Origin of the sequence: Brucella sp. IR073, assembly GCF_049065735.1 — a bacterium.
Classification (GTDB): Bacteria; Pseudomonadota; Alphaproteobacteria; order Rhizobiales; family Rhizobiaceae; genus Paramesorhizobium.
In genome coordinates this window covers 426,872-448,896 of sequence record NZ_JBAKHD010000003.1, presented here as the reverse complement: position 1 = coordinate 448,896, position 22,025 = coordinate 426,872, and the positions used below count along the sequence as shown (strand labels likewise).

Sequence of the window (22,025 nt, the reverse complement as noted above, 5' to 3'; positions counted from 1 at the left end):
CATGGCGCGTATCGAAAAAATCGAATTGCGCATGGTGGATCTGCCGCCTAGGACGCTGCGGACGGATGCGATCCAGAGTTTTGTCAGTCAGGAAACGCCCATCGTCACCATCACCGATTCCGATGGGGCGACGGGAACGGGCTACAGCTATACGATCGGCACGGGCGGTTCGTCCGTCATGCGGCTTTTGTCGGACCATCTCGCCCCGCGCATTCTCGGCGATGATGCCGATTGCATCGAGGCGATCTGGCGCAAGCTGGAATTCGCCACCCATGCCACGACCGTGGGCGCGATCACCGCGCTGGCGTTGGCGGCCATCGACACGGCGCTGTGGGATTTGCGCGCGAAAAAGCAGGGGCTGCCGCTGTGGAAGCTTGCGGGCGGAGCGAAGGACCGCTGCCCGCTCTATACGACCGAGGGCGGCTGGCTGCATATCGAGAAACAGGCGCTCATCGAGGATGCGCTGGCGGCGAAGGAGAAAGGTTTTCGCGGCTCGAAGGTGAAGATCGGACGGCCGCATGGGTCGGAGGATCTGGACCGGCTGTCGGCCATGCGCGCCGCGCTGGGATCCGGCTTCGAAATCATGACCGACGCCAATCAGGGTTTTACGCTCGATGAGGCGATCCGGCGTTCGCATACCCTGCGGGATATCGATCTTGCCTGGCTGGAGGAGCCGCTTCCCGCCGACGATATCGATGGGCATATCAGGCTGTCGCAACGGACCAGCACGCCTGTCGCGGTGGGGGAATCGCTCTATTCGATCCGGCATTTCCGCGAATATATGCAGAAGGGAGCCTGCTCCATCGTGCAGGTGGATGTGGCGCGGATCGGCGGCATCACGCCATGGCTGAAGGTGGCGCATCTGGCGGAGAGCTTCGACATTCCCGTCTGCCCGCATTTCCTGATGGAACTGCATGTGAGCCTCGCCTGCGCGGTGCCGAACGGGAAATATGTCGAATATATCCCGCAACTGGACGATCTGACGGGCACGCCCATGCGGATCGAGGACGGTCACGCCATCGCGCCTGACGCGCCGGGCACCGGCATCGACTGGGACTGGCAGGCAGTCGCCGCCCGCAGCATTTCCGAATTCACCACCGAAATAAGGGCCTGAGCCATGCAGAGAATGGGAATGGTCATCGGGCTCAATCCGGAGAAGGTGGCGGAGTATAAGCGCTTGCATGCGGCGGTGTGGCCGGAGATTTTGGCGCTGATTTCCGCCTGCAACATCCGCAATTATTCGATCTTCCTGCGCGAGCCGGAGAATCTGCTCTTCGGCTATTGGGAATATCACGGAACCGACTTTGAAGCCGACATGGCGAAAATGGCCGCCGATCCGAAAAACCAGGAATGGTGGTCGGTCTGCATGCCCTGCCAGGTGCCGCTTTCTACCCGCAAGGAAGGCGAGTGGTGGGCGATGATGGACGAGGTGTTTCATCTTGATTGACGAGCGTTCGATGAGCTTTGACCCAGCAAGCCTTACCCAAAGTTGGCCGCGGCCAACTCATCCCCGCCCGATCGTCACCTTCGGCGCGGGGTCCATCGTTGGCGATGCGCATTATCCTGCCTATCGCAAGGGCGGCTTTCCGATTGCCGGGCTTTTCGATCCCAATCAGGCCAAGGCGCAGAAGCTGGCGGATGACTGGGGCGTAAAGACGTTTTCCTCCATCGGGGAAGCGGCGGCGGTGGAGAATGCGGTGTTTGACCTCGCGACCCCGCCGGGGCGTCATGCCGAGGTGCTGAGGGCGCTGCCGGATGGCGCGACGGTGCTGATCCAGAAGCCGATGGGCAATACGCTGGAAGAGGCGCGGGAAATTCTCGCCATCTGCCGGGAAAAGAAGCTCATCGCGGCGATCAATTTTCAGCTTCGCTTCGCGCCGATGATGCTGGCGCTGAAGGATGCCATTGCCAAGGGCTGGCTCGGCGAGGTGATCGATTTCGACGCCTGGCTGGCGCTCGATACGCCGTGGCAGCTTTGGCCGTTTCTGAACGGGCTGCCTAGGGTCGAGATTGCCATGCATTCGATCCATTATCTCGATCTGATCCGGCAGGTGCTGGGCGATCCGCGCGGCGTCCACGCCAAAACGATGGGGCACCCGAACCATAAGGTGGCGCAGACGCGAACCAGCGCGATTCTCGACTATGGCGACACGGTGCGCTGCTCGCTTTCGATCAATCACGACCATAAGTTCGGGCGGAAGTATCAGGCCTGCGAGTTCCGTATCTGCGGTACCGAGGGCGCGGCCTATGTGAAGCTGGGCGTCAATCTCGATTATCCGCGCGGCGAGCCGGATATTCTCGAAATCTATCCGAAGGGCGGCGATGGCTGGGTCAACGTGCCGCTGGAGGGGGCGTGGTTCCCGGATGCGTTCGTCGGGCGTATGGCCAATCTCCAGCGCTTCGCGGCGGGCGAAGACAAGGAACTCGTCAGCTCCGTGGAAGACGCGTGGTACACGATGGCGCTGGTCGAAAGCGCCTATCGGTCGAGCGCCCAGCCCGCGACGCCGCTCGATCCGAGACCGTAAGGCATACACATGGAACAGACCATCTATTTCGAAGACTACGAACCGGGCCATGTGCGCACCACCACGGGTCGCACGATCACGGAGACGGATTTCATCGTCCATGCCGGGCATACGGGCGATTTCTTCCCGCATCACATGGATGCCGAGTTTGCGAAGTCGACGCCGTTTGGCCAGCGCGTCGCGCATGGGACGATGGTGTTTTCCATCGGCGTGGGGCTGACGGCGAGCTTGATCAATCCGGTTGCGTTTTCCTACGGCTATGACCGGCTGCGCTTTGTGCGTCCGGTGTTCATCGGCGATACTATTCACACCCGTGTCATCATCGCCGCCAAGGAGGATGACCCCAAGCGCCCCACCCATGGCCGCGTCATCGAACGCTGCGAGGTGATCAACCAGCGCGGCGAGGTGGTGCTCGCCGCCGACCATATCCTGATCGTCGAAAGGAAAGTCAAATGAGCGAGAATTTTACCGGCAAGACGGTTCTGGTCACGGCGGCAGGGCAGGGCATCGGCAAGGCGACGGCGCTCGCCTTCGCGCGGGCTGGTGCAACTGTGCATGCCACCGATATCAACGAGAACGCGCTTGCGGCGCTGAGCGGCGAGCCGGGCATTTCGACGCGCAAGCTGGATGTGCTGGACGATGCTGGCGTAACGCAGGCCGTGGCTGATATCGGCGCGGTCGATGTGCTCTTCAACTGCGCCGGCTTCGTTCATTCCGGCACGATCCTCGATATGCCCGACGGCGATCTCGATTTCGCCTTCGATTTGAATGTCCGCTCGATGGTGCGTACCATCCGCGCCGTGCTGCCGGGCATGATCGAGCGGGGCGGCGGGGCGATCCTCAATATGTCGTCAGTGGCGAGCAGCATCAAGGGCGTGCCGAATCGCTTCGCCTATAGCGTCACCAAGGCGGCGGTGATCGGGCTGACCAAATCGGTCGCGGCTGACTATGTCGGGCAGGGCATACGCTGCAACGCGATCTGCCCCGGTACGGTGGAAAGCCCGTCGCTGCAGGAGCGGCTGAAAGCTACGGGGGACTATGAGGCGGCACGCGCAGCCTTCATCGCCCGCCAGCCCATGGGCCGCTTAGGTACGCCGGAAGAAATCGCCGATCTCGCGCTTTATTTGGCAAGCGCGACCTATACGACGGGTCAGGCCTATGTCATCGACGGCGGGTGGGTCAATTAAGCTTTCCCAGGAATAAGGAGTTAAATACATGAAGCTGCTGCGTTATGGCGAGGCAGGGCAGGAGAAGCCGGGGCTTCTCGATGCCGAGGGCAATATTCGCGATCTCTCGGGCCATGTGGCCGATATTGCCGGAGCGGCGCTGGCGCCGGATGCGCTGGCGAAACTGGGCGAAATCGATATCCAGAGCCTGCCGCTCGTTTCCGGCAATCCGCGTCTCGGGCCGTGCGTCGCCGGGACCGGCAAGTTCATCTGCATCGGTTTGAATTATGCCGATCATGCCGCGGAGTCCGGCATGGCGGTGCCGCCTGAGCCGGTGATCTTTATGAAGGCGACCTCGGCCATCGTCGGTCCCAATGACGATCTCATCATCCCGCGCGGCTCAGAAAAGACCGATTGGGAAGTGGAACTTGGCATCGTCATTGGCAAGACCGCGAAATATGTGAGCGAGGAAGATGCGCTCGATTATGTAGCCGGCTATTGTGTTCTGCACGATGTCAGCGAGCGCGCCTTCCAGACAGAACGCTCCGGCCAGTGGACCAAGGGCAAGTCCTGCGACACGTTCGGCCCGACCGGCCCTTGGCTTGTCACTAAGGATGAGGTGGCCGATCCGCAGAACCTTTCCATGTGGCTGAGGGTCAATGGCGAGACGATGCAGGACGGCTCGACCAGGACGATGGTCTATGGCGTGCGCTACCTTGTCTCTTACTTGAGCCAGTTCATGTCGCTGCATCCGGGCGACATCATCTCCACCGGCACGCCCCCCGGCGTCGGCATGGGCCTGAAGCCGCCGCGCTATCTGAAAGCGGGGGATGTGGTTGAATTGGGTATCGAGGGACTGGGTGAGCAGAGGCAGAATGTGAAGGCGGATATTTAGTCGGATTCTAGAGCGGCTCGCCTGTAGCCGGAAACGCTGGCGGGACAGTACCCCCCTCTGTCCTGCCGGACATCTCCCCCTCAAGGGGGGAGATTGGCTGACACGACTTTTCGGCCCCCAATCTGCAATGTTTGCGATTGGTGCCGAGCCGCGATGAAGGCGTGATCTCCCCCCTTGAGGGGGAGATGCCCGGCAGGGCAGAGGGGGGTAAACACCAACATATCAAAGTAGAGGTGCCCCGTGGCCCGCATTACCGATCTCCGCGTTTTCGATCTGCGTTTCCCGACGTCGCAAAGTCTCGACGGGTCGGACGCGATGAATCCGGACCCGGATTATTCCGCCGCTTATGTCATTCTCGATACCGATGAGGACGGGCTTGAGGGCCACGGGCTGACCTTCACCATCGGGCGCGGCAACGATATCGTCTGCCTTGCCATCGAAGCGATGAAGCATCTCGTCGTCGGGCGGGAGCTCGATAAAATCAGCGAAAATCCGGGCGCGTTCTGGCGGCATTTGACCAGCGACAGCCAGCTGCGCTGGATCGGCCCGGACAAGGGCGCGATGCATCTGGCGACGGGCGCGGTGGTCAACGCAGTCTGGGACCTCCTCGCCAAGCAGGCGGGCAAGCCGGTCTGGCGACTCGTCGGTGAGATGACGCCGGAAGAGATCGTCCGCATCGTCGATTTCCGTTATCTGACCGATGTGCTGGCACCCGAGGAGGCGCTCGCGATCCTCAAGAAAGCGGAAGCGGGGAAAGCTGACCGCATCGCCACGCTCGAGCGCGAGGGTTATGCCTGCTATACCACATCGGCGGGCTGGCTCGGCTATTCCGACGAGAAGCTGAAGCGGCTCTGTCGGGAAGCCATCGATGCCGGGTTCAACCATATCAAGATGAAGGTCGGGCGCGATCTGGAGGACGATATCCGCCGGCTTACCATCGCCCGCGAGGCCATCGGCCCGGACCGCTATCTCATGATCGACGCCAATCAGGTGTGGGAAGTGGATCAGGCCATCGACTGGGTGAAGAAACTCTCCTTCTGCAATCCCTACTTCATCGAGGAGCCGACCAGCCCCGACGATGTGGCAGGCCACCGCAAGATTCGCGAAGCCATCGGCCCGGTGAAGGTGGCGACCGGCGAGATGTGCCAGAACCGCATCATGTTCAAGCAGTTCATCGCCGAGGGCGCCATCGACATCGTGCAGATCGATTCATGCCGCATGGGCGGTTTGAACGAGGTGCTGGCCGTGTTGCTCATCGCTGCCAAATACGGCCTGCCGGTCTGGCCGCATGCAGGCGGGGTGGGGTTATGCGAATATGTGCAGCATCTCTCGATGATCGATTACATCGCGGTGTCCGGTACCAAGGACGGCCGCGTCATTGAATATGTCGACCATCTGCACGAGCATTTCGTTGACCCCTGCGTGATCCGCGACGCGGCCTATATGCCGCCCTCGCGTCCGGGGTTCTCCATTGAGATGAAGCCGGAGTCGATTGAGCAATATCAGTGGCGGGGTTAATTTGGCAGTCATCCTCGCCCTCGTGGCGAGGATGACGGAATGATTGGCGCGAGGAGGCGGACATTCCTGTCTTATTCCTATACCGCCCGTGTGCCCCAGCGTCTGCGGCGGGGTTTGCGGGGCCGTTCGGCGCTGGCGCTGACGGGTGCGACTGCGAGCTCGACGGCCTGCATTTCCGGCACGGGCACCATCTCCACCGGCGGAAGCAGGGTGAACTCGCGGCGCTCCTTTTCCGAATCCATGGCCCGGTCGATGATCTTCTGCAGATCGGCGGCGTGGCGGAAGTTTGGGTCGCCCTGCCGGCCCGTCCTGACCGCTTCGGCGAAGCGTTCGTAATTGGTCTGCACAGGGGGAACGTCGATCACCCGCCAGGTCGCGGTTTCGATGTCATCGCCCAGGCAGCCGCGCAGCTCGGACTCGTCCGGGCGGTGGATGACTTCGAGGCTGCCGCGCTCGCCATAGATGCGCAGTTTCAGCTCGTTCAGGTGTCCCGTCGCCCAGCGGCTGGCATGGATGACGCCGAGCGCGCCATTCGAAAAGCCCACCGACATGGTGAAACTGTCATTGGCGTCAAGCACATATTCGCCGATCCGCCCTTCGGGGGCCTTGTCGAAGGCCTTCATGCGCGAGAAGACATGGTCGATATCCGTGGCCGCGCCATAGGAGGCGAAGTCGAGGATATGGATGCCGACATCGCCGAGAACGCCGTTCGAGCCGTGTCCCGTCGAAAGCCGCCAGAGCCAGCGCGACTCGGTCTTCCAGTCGCCCCATGCCCGGGAGACGAGCCAGCTTTGCAGATAGGACGCCTCGACATGCCTGATCGTGCCGAGCTCGCCCGCCAGCACCATGCCCCGGGCATATTGCAGCTGTGGCACGTTGCGGTAGGTGAGGTTGACCATGTTGATAACGCCCGCGCGTTCCGCCGCCTCGGTCATTTCAAGAGCGTCGGCATAATTTTCCGCAAGCGGCTTTTCGCAAAGGATATGCTTGCCCGCGGCGATCAGCGCGAGCGAGGTCGCGTGATGCATCCGGTCGGGCGTGACATTGGTGGCGGCGTCGAATTCGCCCCAGGCGATGGCTTCCTCCAGCGAGAGGAAGCGCTTTTCAATGCCGAACTGGTCAGCGAATTCGGTCAGGCGGCCCGGATCGGGATCGACGGCGGCAACGATGTTTACGCCGTCAATCGCCTTGAAATGGCTCGCCTGGTTCACCGCCATCGAACCTGTGCCAACAACGATCAATCTCATGTGCTACCTCAGTTGAGCGCGATCTTATCCGAAAATCGCTTCGCATTTCTTGCTAAAGCCGACCTTCAGTCTGGATCATGCTTTATCTGTAACCGGCTTCGCCGGGCTGATGCAGTTTGGGTCCGCGCTCGACGATGGGTTCGGGCGCTTTTTCGACCGGGACATTCGGTGCGTCGGCGATGTTCTTCTGCGCGTCTTCGGAATTGTGCGCCCATTTCACCGCGTTGATCAGCACCTTCTGCACATTGGCGTCGTGATAGGTCGGGTATGTCTCGTGGCCGGGGCGGAAGTAAAAGATATTGCCCGCGCCGCGCCGCCAGGTCATGCCGGACCGGAACACTTCGCCGCCCTGGAACCAGGAGATGAACACGGTCTCCAGCGGTTCAGGCACGGAGAACTGCTCGCCATACATCTCCTCATTCTCGAGGACGAAGTTTTCGCCAAGGCCCGCGGCGATGGGATGGCGCGGGTTGATCACCCATACGCGCTCGCGCTCGCCCGCCTCTCGCCATTTGAGCGCACAGGGTGTCCCCATCAGCCGCTTGAAGATCTTGGAGAAATGGCCGGAATGGAGCACGATCAGCCCCATGCCCTCCCAGACGCGCTGTGCGACGCGCTCCACGACTGCGTCCGAGACCTCGCCATGCGCCTGATGGCCCCACCAGACAAGCACGTCTGTTTCGGCCAGCTGGTCTTCGGGAAGGCCATGCTCTGGCTCCTGCAGCGTGGCGGTGGTGGCATGGATATCAGGGTCGCGGTTGAGCGCGGCGGCGATCGTCGCGTGCATGCCATCAGGATAAATCTCGCGGACGAGAGCATTAGTATTCTCGTGGATGTTCTCACCCCACACAACCGTACGAACAGGCACTGATCATTCCTCCGTTTGACCAAACGAGATTAGTGGTAGAGCAGATCGCCGTCAGGGTGCAATCGGATAAATTTCCGGTGAATACGCCCCGCGTTCAACCCGCGAGCGCACCCTTGAGCGCGCCGGACCGGCGATGCATCGCCGGCGGCGCTTCCGCATGGGCCAGATCCTGGATGATCGGGCAATCGGGCCTGGCATCGCCATGGCAATGGTCGGCCAGATGGCGTAGGGTATCGGCCATTTCGCGCAACTCCCGCTGTTTTGCCTCCAGCTCCGCCACATGCTGGAGCGCGATGCGCTTCACATCCGCCGAGGCGCGCTCGCGGTCCTGCCAGAGCGCCAGCAGCGTGCGGATATGCTCTATGGAGAAGCCCAGATCGCGGCTGCGGCGGATGAAACGCAGGGTTTCGGTCTCATTGGCCGAATAGACTCGATAGCCCGAGGCGGTGCGCTCCGCCGGTTTGATCAGTCCGATCGCTTCGTAGTGGCGGATCATCTTGGCCGAGACGCCCGATGCGCTGGCGGCTTCTCCGATGTTCATGCCCATTCTCCATACCCGCTTGTTTTGGCGACATATAGGAATAAACACGCAGAATTTCAGGTGGTTTCGCGGCTTTCGCCCCGGCCAAGCATAAAGATTAAATATGCACCCCCAATGAGTGACGCGAACAGGCCGAGCGGAAGCTGGTAGGGAAACGCCACCATGCGCGATAGCCAGTCGGAGAGGATCATGAGACCGCTGCCGATGAAAACGGCTCCCAGCAGCGCGGGCAGTGGGCGGTGGAGGCCGATGAGCCGCGCCAGATGCGGGGCGATGAGGCCGATGAAGCTCAGCGGCCCGACGAGCAGCGAGGCGGAAGCCGTAAGCCCGGCGCAGAGGAGGATGAGCAGGAGGCGGCTTCCCGCCAAGGGCAGACCGAGCGAGCGGGCGGCGGTCTTGCCCAGGGGGAGAATATCGAGCCAGCGCGGGGTGAGGAACAGCGGCGCGATGAGGAGGATGGCGGCGAGGCAGGCGATGCGGGCCTCTCCGGCCGAGACTTCGCTGATGGTGCCGCTCAGCCATTCCAATAGCCGGAAGGCCTGCCGGTTGCCCGTGGCGATGATGGCTGTCAGCACCGCGCTGCACAGCGCCCCCATGCCGATGCCGGCGAGCAGCAAGCGCTCCGGCCCGAAGCCGCCGCGCGCGGCGAGCGACAGCATGACAAGGAGGGTGACGAGCGCCCCGGCGCTTGCGCCAATGAGTTGCAGGCCCTGGCCGGGCATGGCGCTGAAATAGAGGACAGCAGCGAGGCCAACGCCCGCGCCGGTGCCGATGCCGAGTATCTCCGGACTCGCGAGCGGATTGCCGGTCAGCCGCTGCATGATCGTGCCTGCCGCGGCAAGCATCGCGCCAGAAGCGGCGGCGATGGCGATGCGGGGCGCGCGGAAGGCGGCGAGGTCATGGAGAAGAGCGCCATGGGCGAGGTTCCAGCCATGCGGCCCGCGTCCGAGAACGAGGGCGAGCGCCCCGATGGCGAGCGTGAGGATGACGAGGAGGGTGAGCAGAAGGAGCGGGCGAGATGCGCGGCGGGTGGCGGGCGGCTTGGCGCTCAGCGAGGGCCATTCCAGCATCCGCAGGCGCGGCAGCAGCCAGAGAAGCAGCGGGCCGCCGAGCAGCGCTGTCGCCGCGCCGGTGGGAATGCGCTCGCCGCCGGAACCGGCAAAAAGCTGCACCAGCCCATCGGCAAGGAGAAGCAGGATTGCCCCGATGAGTGGCGCGGCGATGAGCTTCTGACGCGGGGTGCGCGCGCCGCTTAAAGTCGCAAGGGCTGGTGCGGCTAGTCCAACGAAGCCGATGATGCCGACTTCCGCCGTCACGCTCGCCGCCAGCCAGACGGCCAGCGCGATCACCATCAGGCGGGTGGCGTAAAGCGCGACGCCGAGGCTGCGGGCGTTGCGTTCGTCGAGGCCGAGAATGGTGAGCGGGCGAAGGAGCAGCAGCGCACCGCCCGCCACCAGCGCCAGCCGCAGCGCAATGGCCATCGTGGGTTCCCAGCCCTGCTGGCTGAGCGTTCCGCCGCCCCAGATGAAGAGCGAGAACATATATTCGCCATTGGCGAGAATGAGCGCGGCACTGGCGGCGGTGGCCGTCAGAGATATCATCATGCCGGCCAGCACGACCGAAACCGGCTCCAGATCGCGCCGCCAGTTGAGCGCCAGCACGAAGGCGACCGCTGCCAGCCCACCCGCCAGCGCCACACCTTCGCGCCCGGCTTCCAGCAATGCGGGGGCATAAATGGCGGCCGCCGCCATGGCCAACTGCGCTCCCGCCGATATGCCGAGCGTCGAAGGCTCCGCCAGCGGATTGCGTAGCACCCGCTGGAGAAGGAGGCCGGAAAGGCCGAGTGCCGCGCCGCAGAGAATGGCCATCGCTGCGCGGGGGAGGGTGGCATGGAAGAGGATGATGCGTTGGAGATCTGGGGTTGCCGCGCCGGGCGTCAGGTGCTGAGCGATGATGATCGCGCAGAGTGCGGCGGCGACAAGCGCGAGGAGCGACCAAAGGAGGATGGGGCGGTAGAACCACGGCATCACTGATTTCTTCACAGAGCAGATAGGTCTAACCATTGGCATTTGCAGGGAACGAACCAGCCGCCCCCAGCAGCCGAACGAAGCGGCGGGCGGCGGGGAGGGCGCCGAAATGGTCGATGGGGGCGAGCATCGCCACGCGGCCTTCGCTGACAGCCGGAAGCGCGTTCCAGATCGGGCTGGCAGGCAGGATCACCCGCGCTTCGGGCGGGACAGGGCCGATCACCACGATGTCGGCTTCCGGCACATCCGCCAGCGTCTCGATGCCGACCGGGGCGGTGGCGGAATAGCTGGTCGCGCCTTTCCAGGCATTGGCAAGCCCCAGGCGGGCGAGCACGTCGCCGAACATGCTGTCGCCGCCGAATGCGCGGAAATGCCTGCTGTCACCGATGCTGATGAGGAAAACCGGACGGCTGCGTGTTTTGATGCGCTCGCGTAAAGTGGCGATGTCGGCTTCTGTCGCGGCGATGTAATTATGCGCGGTGTCTTCCAGCCCGAGCTTCCGGCCGAGCGCCAGCATGGCGTTCCGCGCCGGCTCAAAGGGCGGAACGCCGGCCTCATAGATCGTCTGGGAAAAGACGGGCGCGATGCGCCCGAAGGCGGGACGGCGGTATTCGTAGAAATTGGAGCTCAGGATCAGGTCCGGCGCGATGATGCGCAGCAGTTCCATATTGGGCGCGCCGCGCAGGCCTATATCCACGACATCAGGCGGCACTTCCGGCTCGATGGCGATTTCGCGGAACTGGATGAGTTCGGTCGCCGCGACGGGCACCGCGCCGATGGCAAGCGCCGTCTCGAACATCGCCCAGTCGATGGCCGCGATGCGGGGGAGAGGGCCGGCGCGAAGCGTGCTGGGAGACGCGAGTATGCCCGCCGCGAGGGCGAGCATGGCGCGCCGGGTGATGACTTGGCTCCCTCCCTCCCCCTTGCGGGGAGGGCGGCCCGAAGGGCCGGGTGGGGGTGGGGACGCTTGCGCTTGTGCTGAAGAACGTGGCGCAGGCGTCACCACCCCCATCCGCTCGCTACGCGGGCACCTTCCCCGCAAGGGGGAAGGAGGGCGCCAAGCGGGCCAGAGGGGGGCGTCATCCAACACTTCCATTTATACTCAGGCAGCCATCCTCACCACTTCACATGCGCCTTGAGCAGCGCCTTGCGGCCTTCGCCATAGCCGCAATTGTTGATGCCTTGGCAGCCTGCGACATAGTCCTTGTCGAAAAGGTTGGTGACATTGAGGTCGACGCCCCAATTGTCCTTCGCATAGCCGAGCTTCAGGTCGACCAGCGCCACGTTCGGCACTTTGTATTTGTTCTCCGCATCGGCATAGGAGGAGCCGACATAGCGGACCCCCGCGCCGAGCTGCAGCCCTTCAACCGGGCCGTCGAGGAAGGTGTATTGGGCGAACACGGAGGCCTGCGTTTCCGGCAGCAGGACGGGCCGGTTGCCGATGATCGCGGCATTGCCGTCCTTAGTCACTTCCAGCTGGTAGGTGGTGAAGGCCGCCGTCACACGCCATGCATCGGTGATGTTCGCCTGCGCCTCGATCTCGAAGCCGCGCGAATTGACTTCGCCGATCTGCAGCTTCGTGCCCACTGGGTCGGCAGGGTTGGTGGTGATCACATTCTGCTTGGTCAGGTCAAAGAACGAAGCGGTGATAAGCCCGTCGAAGGCTTGCGGACGGTATTTGACGCCCACTTCATATTGCTGCCCGGTTTCGGCCTTTGCCTGCTCGACGGTGCCGAGCGTGGCGGAGCCGACCGTGTCGAGAATGGGTGTAAAGAAGCTGGCGACGCTGGCATAGGGCGTCAGGCCATTGTCGAACTCATAGCCGAGGCCGAAGCGGCCGCTCGCCCTGCCTTCGTGATCGCGGAATGCGGGGAGCCCTTCGGACTTGTCCGACACATAGTCATAACGGCCGTTGAGCGTCATGATCCAGCCGTCGCCAAAGCGGAGCCGGTCCTGCGCATAGATGCCGATCTGATTACGCTTCATATCCTGGTCGATATAGGGATCCCACATTGGCCCCTGCGGCAGGCCATAGATCGGATCGACGGCGTTGATCGGGGTGGCACCACCCGTCTGCTGCATGTGGTCAATGTTGAAATATTTATATTCAACGCCGAAAAGCAGCGTGTGCTCGATAGCGCCGGTCGTCACTTTGCCTTCTAGTTGGTTGTCGACGAGGAAGGTGTTGACCGTCGTGTCATGGCGGAAATTGATGCGGGAAAGGTTGTAATTGCCGTCTATGGGTTGCGGCGAGAAGGGCTCATAGCCGAACGCATAAAGGCTATGCTCCTTCACATGCGCAAACCCGTAGCGCAGGTTCTGGCGCACGGTCCAATCATTGTCGAACGTATGCTCCAGCTCGTAGCCGATGGAAGCCTGCTCACGGTCGTAGCTATCGATTGACGGCTCGGTGAAGTTCGCCTTGCGGGAAATCTTGCCGAAGGGCGCGTCTACCACCGTGCCGAAATAGGGCAGGAAGGCGCCGCCATTGTGGGTGCCGTCGAGATGGGTGTAGTTGGCGAGCACGGTCAGCTTTGTCGCCTCGTCCGGGCTCCAGGAGATGCTAGGCGAGATGACGCCGCGGAAATTCTCTTCGAAATCGGTATAGCCATCGCCGCCGCCGATGACGCCGTTGACACGGTAGTTGACCACATCAGACGCCTTGTCGCCGATGTCGAAGCCCGTATAGCCATTGCCGAAGGAGTTGATGCCCGCCTCGAGATAGCGGATGCGCTCGCCGGTCGGGCGCTTGCTGACATAGTTGACGATGCCGCCGGGATTGCTGCCGCCATAGAGCGCTGAGGCAGGGCCTTTTAGCACTTCGATGCGCTCGAGGCCGAAGCTGTCGGTGAGGAACGCGCCGAAGCCATAGCCGAAATTCTGCAGCCCATCGAGATAAGTACCGGTCTGGGTGGCATCGAAGCCGCGGATATAGAGCCAGTTGGTGTCGAAATCCGGGCCGAAGGGCTGGGCGAAGACACCGGCGGTGTAGCGCAGCGCCTCGTCCGGCTTCTGCGCTCCGGTGTCGTCCATCTCCTCGCGCCCAACGACGGAGACGGATTGCGGAATTTGCTCGATGGGCGTGTCGGTCTTGGAGCCGGTGGCGGTGTCCTCAGGGACAAAGCCGTTGACCGGGCCGGTGGCGCTTCCCAGCTTGGCTTTGCCGGTTTCGACGGTGATCTGTTTGAGTTCGATGGTTCCGCGGTTTTCCTGTGCCTGAGCCGATGAGAGGAAAACGGGAAGCGCGGCTGCGCCACTCAAAAGAATGCGGAGCGTGGCCTTCCGGCGCGATGTGACCATGACTATGAACCCCTGCTACCCCGGATTTCCCTGATGGCGAGACGCCCTTGGGAAACCCGTCAACCCTGTCGAAAATAAGATGAGCCTTTACCTCAAGAATCTTTGCGTGGATTGTCGCTTTTTGCGGCTTGTTGAACGGTTTTGGGCTTATCCTTTATGGGATTGCAGCCAGACAGCCGGTGTGACGCCCAGGCAACGCTTGAACACGCGGGTGAAATGGGCTTGGTCGGAAAAGCCGGTGGCCGAGGCGATTGCGGTGAGCGATAGAGCCGTGCGGTTCATCAGCTCGCACGCCTTGCGGATGCGCGCCTGCATCTGCCATTGATGCGGCGGCACGCCCGTGGAAGCCTTGAAGGCATGGCTGAAATGGGTTTCCGAAAGACCGGCGAGATCGGCCAATTCCTTCAGCCGGATGGAGCGCAGGCAGTTCTCCTCGATGAAATCGACCACGCGGCGCAGCTGCCTCGGCGAAAGCTGGCTGCGCTTCCTCGGCTGCACCTGTCCGATTTTGAACAGATCGGCGAACAGCGCCGTCACCAGCCCGTCACCGTAGAGATCGTGCAACGGGTCGTCGTTCAGGCATTCGGCGGCGATGAGGCTGGCCAGGGCGGCGATGCGCTCGTCGGAAAACATCAGGCGCGGGACTTCAAGCTTTTCCATATCGAGCACGCCGGCAAAGCGGCGGCCCAGCGTCTCGATGTCGAAATGCAGGTCGAGATGACGCAGGAAGCCGGTGTTTTCCGCCTCGCTCCAGATCGGCATTCCCGCGGGGATATAGCTCATCCGGTAAGGCGCGGCGCTTTTCGGCACGGGCTGCTGCCGCTCGCTCTGGCGCAGCGCGAAGCGGCCGACGCCCTGATTGTCCAGCACCACGAACAGGCGTGGCGCGCGGGAGACATATTCCCCGCTCGCACCCTCGGCGCACATCACCGACCAGACATCGGCAAGGACACCATTCCACGCGCGCCAGCGCAAGGTCTCCACAATGGAAACGCCTTCGACCTTGCTCTTCATCTGGGGGTGGAACGTCATGGCGAGGAGGAAACAAAAGATGGGCGCGGAAGTCAAGATTTTGGGTGCTGAGTGTGGCGCTCTACGGTTCAGTTCCAATCCAAGGGAGTTGCACCCGTCATTAGCCTGTTCCATTTTGTACTACGCAAACTGACGGGGTAACCGGTGAGCTCAAGACGCGACAACAACAATACGAAGCTCGACGACGCGGCGCGGGCCGGGTGGCTTTATTACATTGCAGGCAACACGCAGGACGAGATCGCCGCCAAGCTCGGCGTCTCGCGCCAGTCGGCGCAGCGTATGGTTTCGCTCGCGGTTTCCGAGGGGCTGGTGAAGGTTCGGCTGGAACACCCCATCGCCAATTGCCTCGACCTTGCCGCCCGCCTCAAGAAACAGTTCGGCCTGCGTTTCGCCGAGGTGGTGCCGACCGATCCGGCGTCCTCCTCCACCACGCTGGGCGTGGCGGAGGCGGGGGCGGAGGAGATGGCGCGCTGGCTGAAATCGCCGCAACCCATCGTCATGGCCATCGGCACCGGGCGCACGCTGAAGGCGGCCATCGAGCAATTGTCACCGATGGAATGTCCGCAGCACAAGATCGTTTCGCTCGCTGGCAGCATCGCGCCGGATGGATCGGCGGCATTCTACAATGTCATCTTCAACATCGCGGATGCGATCCATGCGCGCAGCTTTCCCCTGCCGCTGCCGGTCATCGCCGCTTCGCCAGAGGAGCGCGAATTGCTGCATGCCCAAGCCATGATCCGCCCGGTGCTCGAACTCGCGGCGAAGGCGGATGTAACTTTTCTCGGCATCGGCGATCTAGGCGACGACGCGCCGCTCTATGTCGACGGGTTTGTGACCGAGACAGAGCTGAAGGCGTTGCGGAAGGCTGGGGCCGTCGGGGAAATTCTGGGCTGGACCTTCGACAGCGACGGCCGGTTGCTGGAGGGGCTGACCAATGAGCACGTCGCCAGCGCACCGATTCCGGGCGGTGGCGATGCGCTGGTCATCGCGCTCGCCAAGGGCCGCAGGAAACAGCCGGCGATAGCGGCGGCGGTGAAAGGGCGGCTGGTGAATGGGCTGATCACGGATGAGGCGACGGCGGCGGCATTGTTGAAAGACGCGGAATAACCCTGACGTCATTCTCGGGCTTGTCCCGAGAATCTACAGCGGGGCGTTCAGCGATAACGGCAATTACTATAGCAGCTCCTCGGGACCAGCCGCCACGCTGCAACGGCGGCGGTGCCTGGTTGGTACCGGATTGAAGCAACGAAGAGAGGTGAACGTTTCGGCGGTTATTCAAAGTACGATAGGAACGCGATATCTATGCTGAAAGAAAGTTTGAACCGAGGATTTTATGTCGGTCGATGAAACGATCATTCGTCAATGGGCAGATCGTCACGAGTGTAGAAGGAGCTTGCCGCTCCTTGTCCGTCGACTGATACGCGAGACTACACCATCTCTGTCATCGCTGCGCTTTCCGGGCAACGAAGCCATTGATCTACCCGGTCTTGATGGTCGGTGCGAAGCTGAATATGCGACGGCTTGGGTCCCGCAGGGACGAAGCGTTTGGGAGATGGGATGCAACCAAGAGCCGCGGGGTAAGGCAGACGGTGATTATGAGAAACGAACTGCGGAAACCCCTCAGGATGAGCTGGCGGATAGTAGCTTTGTTTTTGTTACCCCCAGACGCTGGCACACGAAGGATGAATGGCTAGAGAAACGCCGCCGAGAAGGTTCTTGGTCGGCAGTCTATGCCTACGACGCTATCGATCTCGAAACTTGGCTCGAAGAAGCACCTGCAACATCTCGCTGGCTGGGTGAGCTCCTTGGGGTAGCCAGCTTAGGCTTGTTAACGCCTCAAGAGTGGTGGCAAAAATGGTCAACGGCCTCCGTGCCACCGATATCTAGGCGACTAGTCGCCACTCGGAGGCATAACGAAGCCAACACACTCCTAAAAAAGCTCAGAGACGGCGCCCCCGTCGTAGCCGTCCAGGCTGACGATCGAAGTGAGGCGATCGCATTTGTTGTCGCGGCTCTAATCGAGGCAGATGCGCTTGATCTGCTTGACCGCACATTGGTCGTGACCTCCGGCGGAATAAGAATCCCGACAGCCGGTGCTTCCCGTTTGATCGCAATAGCAGATATTCCGGAAGGGCAGGAAGCCGATTTCGGGGACAGGCGCAATATCACAATTGTCAGGGCGTACTCCAGAGGCCGCGTGGACGTTCAGGAGTCCGTGCAGCTTTCTCATGTGCCGTCCCAAACTTTTCGTTCTGAGCTTGAGGCTATGGGATTGGCGGAGGATGAGGCAGAGAGCCTTGCCCGGAAGACGGGCCATTCCGTTCCTGTGCTGCGGCGCCAACGCTCCCCTGATCCCGAAGTACGGCGCCCGGTGTGGGCCCGCGATCGGGCATCAGCCAAACAGCTTCTCCCTTTCGCTCTGACAGGATCCTGGGTTGAAAGGGAGCACTTCCATGACGGCATAGTCCTCCAGCTTCTCGGTGAGTTTGCCGATGGCGAAACAGAACACGTTCGAGATACTTTGTTAACGCTCGACGACGCGCCGATCGCGAAATATGGCAACGTCAATGTTGTTGTTTCTCAGCTTGATGCTCTCTTCGCGATAGGGCCCTATATCGAGCTTACCGATTTGGATCGCTTCTTTCAGCTCGTGCCCGAACTGCTCGGCGAACGGGACCCGGCCTTGGATTTACCCCAGGACCAATGGTGGATGGCAAATGTCCTGGGTAAAGGACGCAGCTATTCCGGAGCGCTTCTATCCGGGCTTGGCGATACTCTGTGTATTTTTGCGATCCATGGAGCAGAGGTCTGCGGAAATAGGCTGCAAATAGACTTAGCGTACCGCGCCAGTCAGGTCGTGCGTTCCCTTATGCAAAATGCCGGTGAGGAGCGCTGGCTTTCAATTCGCGATCATTTGCGAGCGCTTGCGGAGGCGTCGCCAAATACATTTCTTGATTGCTTGGAAGAAGAACTTCGACGGCCTGAGCCGACTATCAACGCAATCATGGGAACCACAGGAGGACCAAGCAGAGGGGAGTGCCTTCGCACCGATCTGCTTTGGGCTCTTGAACTGCTAGCTTGGCATCCCATTTATTTCTCGCGCGCTGCCGGTATTGTGTTTGACCTTCAGCGGTTTGAGATAAAGGATAATTGGTCGAATTCCCCGATATCCACCGCGCGCTCACTGTTCCGCGTCTGGCTTCCGGCAACTTCATTAGATGTTCCAGAGCGAATGCGCGTGTTGCGGAACCTGTCTGGACAATTCCGTAGCGCGTCAATGGATGTCTGCATCTCACTGCTTCCGGATGGAGGTCCGGGGTTCGCCATAAAGCCCGCAAGGCCTCAGTGGCGCGCGCTGGAGCAGGAAGTGCCTGTCCCGACGAACATTGACGTACGAGATGCCGCGATTGAAGCCAGCTGCCTTTTGTTAGATTTGGCCCCCTTCAACAAGGCCGAGTTGGAAAAACTGCTGCAAATTGCGCCTCGCTTGCACCCGCACGATTTGAGCCGCTTGGTTGGGGAGATTGAGCAGTGGGCGGTAGATGCTGATGACGAAGAAAAGGCGGAACTCTGCCATGACTTCCGTCGTCGGCAAATGATGCGTGCCTACCAAGATGGTGAAGACGAAGACGAGTTGGTCGTTTCCCTTCGTAGGATAGAAACTGCACTGGAGCCGGTAACTGCGACTGCCCGTCATCGCTGGCTGTTCGAAAGCGCATATGTCGAATGGCGATTCCTTGTTGAAGAAGAGAGAGAAGGCCATCTATCGTGGCAGGAGCGCGACGCTCGCGTGCGACAGAAGCGCGTAGAGGCCATCGCGGAAATTCAAGAGGAATTGGGCGAGGATCAAGTCTTCGAGTTTGGCCTTAGCGTCAAGCAGCCCGATCTCGTTGCCCAGGTGTTGGTACCGCCAGACGCTTCTCCTGAAATTGCGGCCAAATGGATTGCTCGTGCTCTTGAACATCAACCAAGCGAAGCGGCCAATACTTTCCTTCGACAGGTACTTTGGACCGCCGGGCGGAACGACCTCCGGGCCGTCCTTCATATTCTTCGTGAGAGTGGCATTTTGGAGAATATCGCCGTTCAGCATCGGCTCGCTGAGCATCTTCCTGGCAGCGTCTCAGGCTGGACAGCTGCTGAAGAAATAGGAAATGACGCCGCTGCCACCTATTGGAGCACCGTGTCGATCAGAATATGGGACGACACGCCATCGCAAGAAATCGAATATGCCATAGCAAAGCTGCTTGATGCGCAGCGTCCACGTTCCGCGTTTGCTGCCATCGGCCTGTGGCCCAATAGGCTATCTCCCGAGCAATGGGAGCAGATTCTCCAAGCCATTGCATACGGCCAAGAGCCTGATGGAGTGCTGCCAGATGCGTATCGCTTAGACGAAGTTTTCAAGCGCCTGGATGAAGCTGACAACTTCTCCGATGAACGCATTGCAATGCTGGAACTTCCCTTCGTTCCGCTTCTTTGCAGCTATGGGCACCGCCACCATGAAAGAACGCTCGCGGTGCATAGGGAACTGGCCCGCGACCCATCTACGTTTGTCCAGCTACTTTGTTGGCGCTACCATCGTAGTGACGGAAAAGACGATCCAGGGCAGCAGGAAATGCTGCCAGAGCGCCAGAAGTTCCTGTCGGAACTTGCATATCATGCGCTGGAGGGATGGAATAGGCTGCCAGGATTGGACAACGACGGGAATATTGTCGAGAAGGATTTCATAGCGTGGGCTGAAGAGGCCATGCGGCAAGCAATTGAAGCAGATCGCAAAAACGTGGCCGAAACACATTTCGGCGCGCTGTTAGCACGCTTTGCGCGCCGCCGTCCTTGGGAGGAATGGCTGCCGCTGACGATACTGGATTTCTTGGATCGTGCTGAAAACGGCGGGCTTCGTGAAAAGTTTGATCTAGGCGTCCAGAATGCGCGCGGTGTTACGACTCGCGGGCCATATGATGGTGGCGAACAGGAACGTAAACTAGCTGGGCGATATCGCGAACTTGCTGCGCGATATGGGAACTCCCATCCGCGTGTTGCAGCACTGCTCGTCTCGATTGCCAAAGGCTACAAATGGGACGCTCGCCGCCAGGATGAGCGGGCGGCCGTAGGAGAGCGTTGGCATCCATAAATGAGGCTTCAAATTTGCACCTCCAGTAAATGTCTACTTCGGTCAAAAACTTGCCCGAGGATGACGAAGCCGGATGGCTGATTGCTGCATCGCGGCGACGAATGGCTCTTGACACGGCGCGCCGTATGTTGAGTAATTGCTCAACGAAATAGCAAATGCCCGTTTTGGTGCTCTAATGTCTGGGAGGAACAGATGAGACTGAAATCACTCATGCTCGGCGCCTGCTCGCTGGTCGCGATGGCCGGCTTCGCGCGAGCGGAGACGCTGACCATCGCCACCGTCAATAATGGCGATATGGTGCGCATGCAGAAGCTTGCCGACGACTTCAAGTCCAAGAACCCGGATATCGACCTGCAATGGGTGGTGCTTGAGGAGAACGTCCTTCGCCAGCGCGTCACCACCGACATCGCCACCAAGGGCGGCCAGTATGACATCATGACCATCGGCACCTATGAGGTTCCGATCTGGGCCAAGCAGGGCTGGCTGTTGCCGCTCGACAAGCTGGCGGCGGACAAGAATTATGCCGTCGACGATCTGCTGCCGCCGATCCGCAGCGGTCTCACGCAGGATGGCAAGCTTTATGCCGCGCCGTTCTATGGGGAGAGCTCGTTCGTCATGTATCGCAAGGATCTGTTCGACGCGGCGGGGCTGAAAATGCCCGACGCGCCGACCTGGGATTTCGTCGGCGAGGCCGCGCGCAAGCTGACCGACAAGAGCAAAGAGCAATACGGCATCTGCCTGCGCGGCAAGGCGGGCTGGGGCGAAAACATGGCGCTGCTGACCGCCATGTCCAATTCCTTCGGCGCGCGCTGGTTCGACGAAAACTGGAAGCCGCAATTCGACCAGCCGGAATGGAAGGCGACGCTGGATTATTACGTGAACCTGATGAAGGATGCCGGCCCTCCGGGAGCTTCCTCCAACGGCTTCAACGAGAATCTGGCGCTGTTCCAGACCGGCAAATGCGCCATGTGGATCGATGCGACGGTGGCTGCGTCCTTCGTGAGCGATCCCAAGGAAAGCCAGGTGGCCGACAAGGTGGCCTTCGCGCTGGCGCCAGACAAGGGATTGGGCAAGCGCGGCAACTGGCTCTGGGCGTGGACGCTGGCCATTCCGGCGGGTTCGCAGAAGGCGGAAGCGGCGGAGAAATTCATCAACTGGGCGACATCGAAGGATTATCTCAATCTCGTCGCGTCCAAGGATGGCTGGCTCAACGTACCGCCCGGCACGCGCACCTCGCTTTATGAAAACGCCGAGTATCTGAAGGTCGCGCCCTTCGCCAAGATGACGCTCGACTCGATCAACGCCGCCGACCCGACCAAGCCGACGGTGAAGCCGGTGCCTTATGTCGGCGTGCAGTTCGTCGCGATTCCTGAATTCCAGGGCCTCGGCACGGCGGTCGGGCAGCAGTTCTCAGCGGCGCTGGCGGGGCAGTTTTCGGTGGATCAGGCGCTGAAGAACGCCCAGCAGCTGAGCGAGCGCGAGATGACGAAGGGCGGGTATATCAAGTAGCGCCGCCGCTCTTTCCCTCCCCCTTGCGGGGAGGGTGGCCCGAAGGGCCGGGTGGGGGTGGTGCAGGATTTAGCGCATCTTCTCCACCTCTCCTACGTCATCCTCGGGCTTGACCCGAGGATCCACGGCAAAGGGGGCGGAGACGGTACTATCGCCCGCTTCGGGATCATGGCCCTTCAGGCTGATATCAACACTAAAATGACCTTTCCGCTCGCTGGAATGCGCCGAGGCATGCGGAAAGGTCAGTGCTCCCTAGCCGTGGATCCTCG

The 22,025-nt window shown here is 61.2% G+C and carries 17 protein-coding genes; 10 read left to right on the top strand and 7 right to left on the bottom strand.

Annotated features, from left to right (window positions below; genetic code table 11):
- The first annotated feature begins 1 nt into the window (after window position 1).
- From ACOWVG_RS08855 to ACOWVG_RS08825, 7 genes are all read left to right on the top strand, one after another.
- A complete protein-coding gene (locus ACOWVG_RS08855) occupies window positions 2-1,114 on the top strand; it encodes a mandelate racemase/muconate lactonizing enzyme family protein (protein WP_420961516.1) in 1,113 nt (370 codons plus the stop codon).
- A 3-nt stretch (window positions 1,115-1,117) separates the two neighbouring features.
- Window positions 1,118-1,447 carry an L-rhamnose mutarotase gene (locus ACOWVG_RS08850; RefSeq protein WP_420961514.1) on the top strand — a complete coding sequence of 110 codons (330 nt, stop codon included), beginning with the start codon at window positions 1,118-1,120 and terminating at the stop codon, window positions 1,445-1,447.
- Window positions 1,448-1,457: 10 nt separating this feature from the next.
- Window positions 1,458-2,525: a Gfo/Idh/MocA family protein gene (locus tag ACOWVG_RS08845; protein WP_420961512.1), complete on the top strand. Its 1,068-nt coding sequence runs from the start codon at window positions 1,458-1,460 to the stop codon at window positions 2,523-2,525.
- 9 nt (window positions 2,526-2,534) lie between these two features.
- Entirely contained in the window at window positions 2,535-2,981 is a 447-nt protein-coding gene (locus ACOWVG_RS08840; protein ID WP_420961511.1) for a MaoC family dehydratase, read from the top strand.
- The gene (locus ACOWVG_RS08835; RefSeq protein WP_420961510.1) at window positions 2,978-3,712 is read left to right on the top strand and encodes an SDR family oxidoreductase; all 735 of its coding nucleotides are present in this window, start codon (window positions 2,978-2,980) and stop codon (window positions 3,710-3,712) included. The genes ACOWVG_RS08840 and ACOWVG_RS08835 overlap by 4 nt, the downstream gene beginning before the upstream one ends.
- Before the next feature lie 28 nt (window positions 3,713-3,740).
- Window positions 3,741-4,586, top strand: a complete 846-nt coding sequence (locus tag ACOWVG_RS08830; RefSeq protein WP_420961509.1) for a fumarylacetoacetate hydrolase family protein — start codon at window positions 3,741-3,743, stop codon at window positions 4,584-4,586.
- 240 nt (window positions 4,587-4,826) lie between these two features.
- A complete protein-coding gene (locus tag ACOWVG_RS08825; protein ID WP_420961508.1) occupies window positions 4,827-6,104 on the top strand; it encodes an L-fuconate dehydratase in 1,278 nt (425 codons plus the stop codon).
- Window positions 6,105-6,181: 77 nt separating this feature from the next.
- On the opposite strand, the gene ACOWVG_RS08820 is transcribed toward ACOWVG_RS08825, so the two are convergent.
- The 7 genes from ACOWVG_RS08820 to ACOWVG_RS08790 all read right to left on the bottom strand — a co-directional run bounded on the left by ACOWVG_RS08820 (window position 6,182) and on the right by ACOWVG_RS08790 (window position 15,119).
- Window positions 6,182-7,351 carry a Gfo/Idh/MocA family protein gene (locus tag ACOWVG_RS08820; protein ID WP_420961506.1) on the bottom strand — a complete coding sequence of 390 codons (1,170 nt, stop codon included), beginning with the start codon at window positions 7,349-7,351 and terminating at the stop codon, window positions 6,182-6,184.
- An 82-nt stretch (window positions 7,352-7,433) separates the two neighbouring features.
- Window positions 7,434-8,219 (bottom strand): ThuA domain-containing protein, encoded by a 786-nt coding sequence (locus ACOWVG_RS08815; protein ID WP_420961504.1) that lies wholly within the window; start codon window positions 8,217-8,219, stop codon window positions 7,434-7,436.
- A 94-nt stretch (window positions 8,220-8,313) separates the two neighbouring features.
- The gene (cueR, locus tag ACOWVG_RS08810) at window positions 8,314-8,760 is read right to left on the bottom strand and encodes a Cu(I)-responsive transcriptional regulator (RefSeq protein ID WP_420961503.1); all 447 of its coding nucleotides are present in this window, start codon (window positions 8,758-8,760) and stop codon (window positions 8,314-8,316) included.
- A gap of 56 nt (window positions 8,761-8,816) precedes the next feature.
- The gene (gene fhuB / locus ACOWVG_RS08805) at window positions 8,817-10,787 is read right to left on the bottom strand and encodes a Fe(3+)-hydroxamate ABC transporter permease FhuB (protein ID WP_420961501.1); all 1,971 of its coding nucleotides are present in this window, start codon (window positions 10,785-10,787) and stop codon (window positions 8,817-8,819) included.
- Between the two features lie 28 nt (window positions 10,788-10,815).
- Entirely contained in the window at window positions 10,816-11,673 is an 858-nt protein-coding gene (locus ACOWVG_RS08800) for an ABC transporter substrate-binding protein (RefSeq protein WP_420961500.1), read from the bottom strand.
- Between the two features lie 230 nt (window positions 11,674-11,903).
- Entirely contained in the window at window positions 11,904-14,087 is a 2,184-nt protein-coding gene (locus tag ACOWVG_RS08795; RefSeq protein WP_420961498.1) for a TonB-dependent siderophore receptor, read from the bottom strand.
- Window positions 14,088-14,234: 147 nt separating this feature from the next.
- Window positions 14,235-15,119, bottom strand: coding sequence for a helix-turn-helix domain-containing protein (locus tag ACOWVG_RS08790; RefSeq protein ID WP_420961496.1), 885 nt, complete (start codon window positions 15,117-15,119; stop codon window positions 14,235-14,237).
- Between the two features lie 144 nt (window positions 15,120-15,263).
- Between ACOWVG_RS08790 and ACOWVG_RS08785 the strand changes: the two genes are divergently transcribed.
- The 3 genes from ACOWVG_RS08785 (at window position 15,264) to ACOWVG_RS08775 (ending at window position 21,756) form a co-directional block, all read left to right on the top strand.
- Complete coding sequence (locus tag ACOWVG_RS08785) at window positions 15,264-16,226, top strand: sugar-binding transcriptional regulator (protein ID WP_420961494.1); 963 nt, start codon at window positions 15,264-15,266, stop codon at window positions 16,224-16,226.
- 226 nt (window positions 16,227-16,452) lie between these two features.
- Window positions 16,453-20,247, top strand: coding sequence for a hypothetical protein (locus ACOWVG_RS08780; protein WP_420961493.1), 3,795 nt, complete (start codon window positions 16,453-16,455; stop codon window positions 20,245-20,247).
- 192 nt (window positions 20,248-20,439) lie between these two features.
- Window positions 20,440-21,756 (top strand): ABC transporter substrate-binding protein, encoded by a 1,317-nt coding sequence (locus ACOWVG_RS08775; RefSeq protein ID WP_420961491.1) that lies wholly within the window; start codon window positions 20,440-20,442, stop codon window positions 21,754-21,756.
- The last annotated feature ends 269 nt before the right edge of the window (window positions 21,757-22,025 follow it).

Bases quoted from the DNA above. Each gene is read 5' to 3' on its own strand.
- ACOWVG_RS08845 (WP_420961512.1), top strand. From the start codon at position 1,458: ATGAGCTTTGACCCAGCAAGCCTTACCCAAAGTTGGCCGCGGCCAACT.
- ACOWVG_RS08790 (WP_420961496.1), bottom strand. From the start codon at position 15,119: ATGACGTTCCACCCCCAGATGAAGAGCAAGGTCGAAGGCGTTTCCATT.
- ACOWVG_RS08780 (WP_420961493.1), top strand. From the start codon at position 16,453: ATGTCGGTCGATGAAACGATCATTCGTCAATGGGCAGATCGTCACGAG.
- ACOWVG_RS08795 (WP_420961498.1), bottom strand. From the start codon at position 14,087: ATGGTCACATCGCGCCGGAAGGCCACGCTCCGCATTCTTTTGAGTGGC.
- ACOWVG_RS08840 (WP_420961511.1), top strand. From the start codon at position 2,535: ATGGAACAGACCATCTATTTCGAAGACTACGAACCGGGCCATGTGCGC.
- fhuB (WP_420961501.1), bottom strand. From the start codon at position 10,787: ATGCCGTGGTTCTACCGCCCCATCCTCCTTTGGTCGCTCCTCGCGCTT.
- cueR (WP_420961503.1), bottom strand. From the start codon at position 8,760: ATGAACATCGGAGAAGCCGCCAGCGCATCGGGCGTCTCGGCCAAGATG.
- ACOWVG_RS08855 (WP_420961516.1), top strand. From the start codon at position 2: ATGGCGCGTATCGAAAAAATCGAATTGCGCATGGTGGATCTGCCGCCT.
- ACOWVG_RS08800 (WP_420961500.1), bottom strand. From the start codon at position 11,673: ATGCTCGCCCTCGCGGCGGGCATACTCGCGTCTCCCAGCACGCTTCGC.
- ACOWVG_RS08775 (WP_420961491.1), top strand. From the start codon at position 20,440: ATGAGACTGAAATCACTCATGCTCGGCGCCTGCTCGCTGGTCGCGATG.
- ACOWVG_RS08830 (WP_420961509.1), top strand. From the start codon at position 3,741: ATGAAGCTGCTGCGTTATGGCGAGGCAGGGCAGGAGAAGCCGGGGCTT.
- ACOWVG_RS08835 (WP_420961510.1), top strand. From the start codon at position 2,978: ATGAGCGAGAATTTTACCGGCAAGACGGTTCTGGTCACGGCGGCAGGG.
- ACOWVG_RS08850 (WP_420961514.1), top strand. From the start codon at position 1,118: ATGCAGAGAATGGGAATGGTCATCGGGCTCAATCCGGAGAAGGTGGCG.
- ACOWVG_RS08820 (WP_420961506.1), bottom strand. From the start codon at position 7,351: ATGAGATTGATCGTTGTTGGCACAGGTTCGATGGCGGTGAACCAGGCG.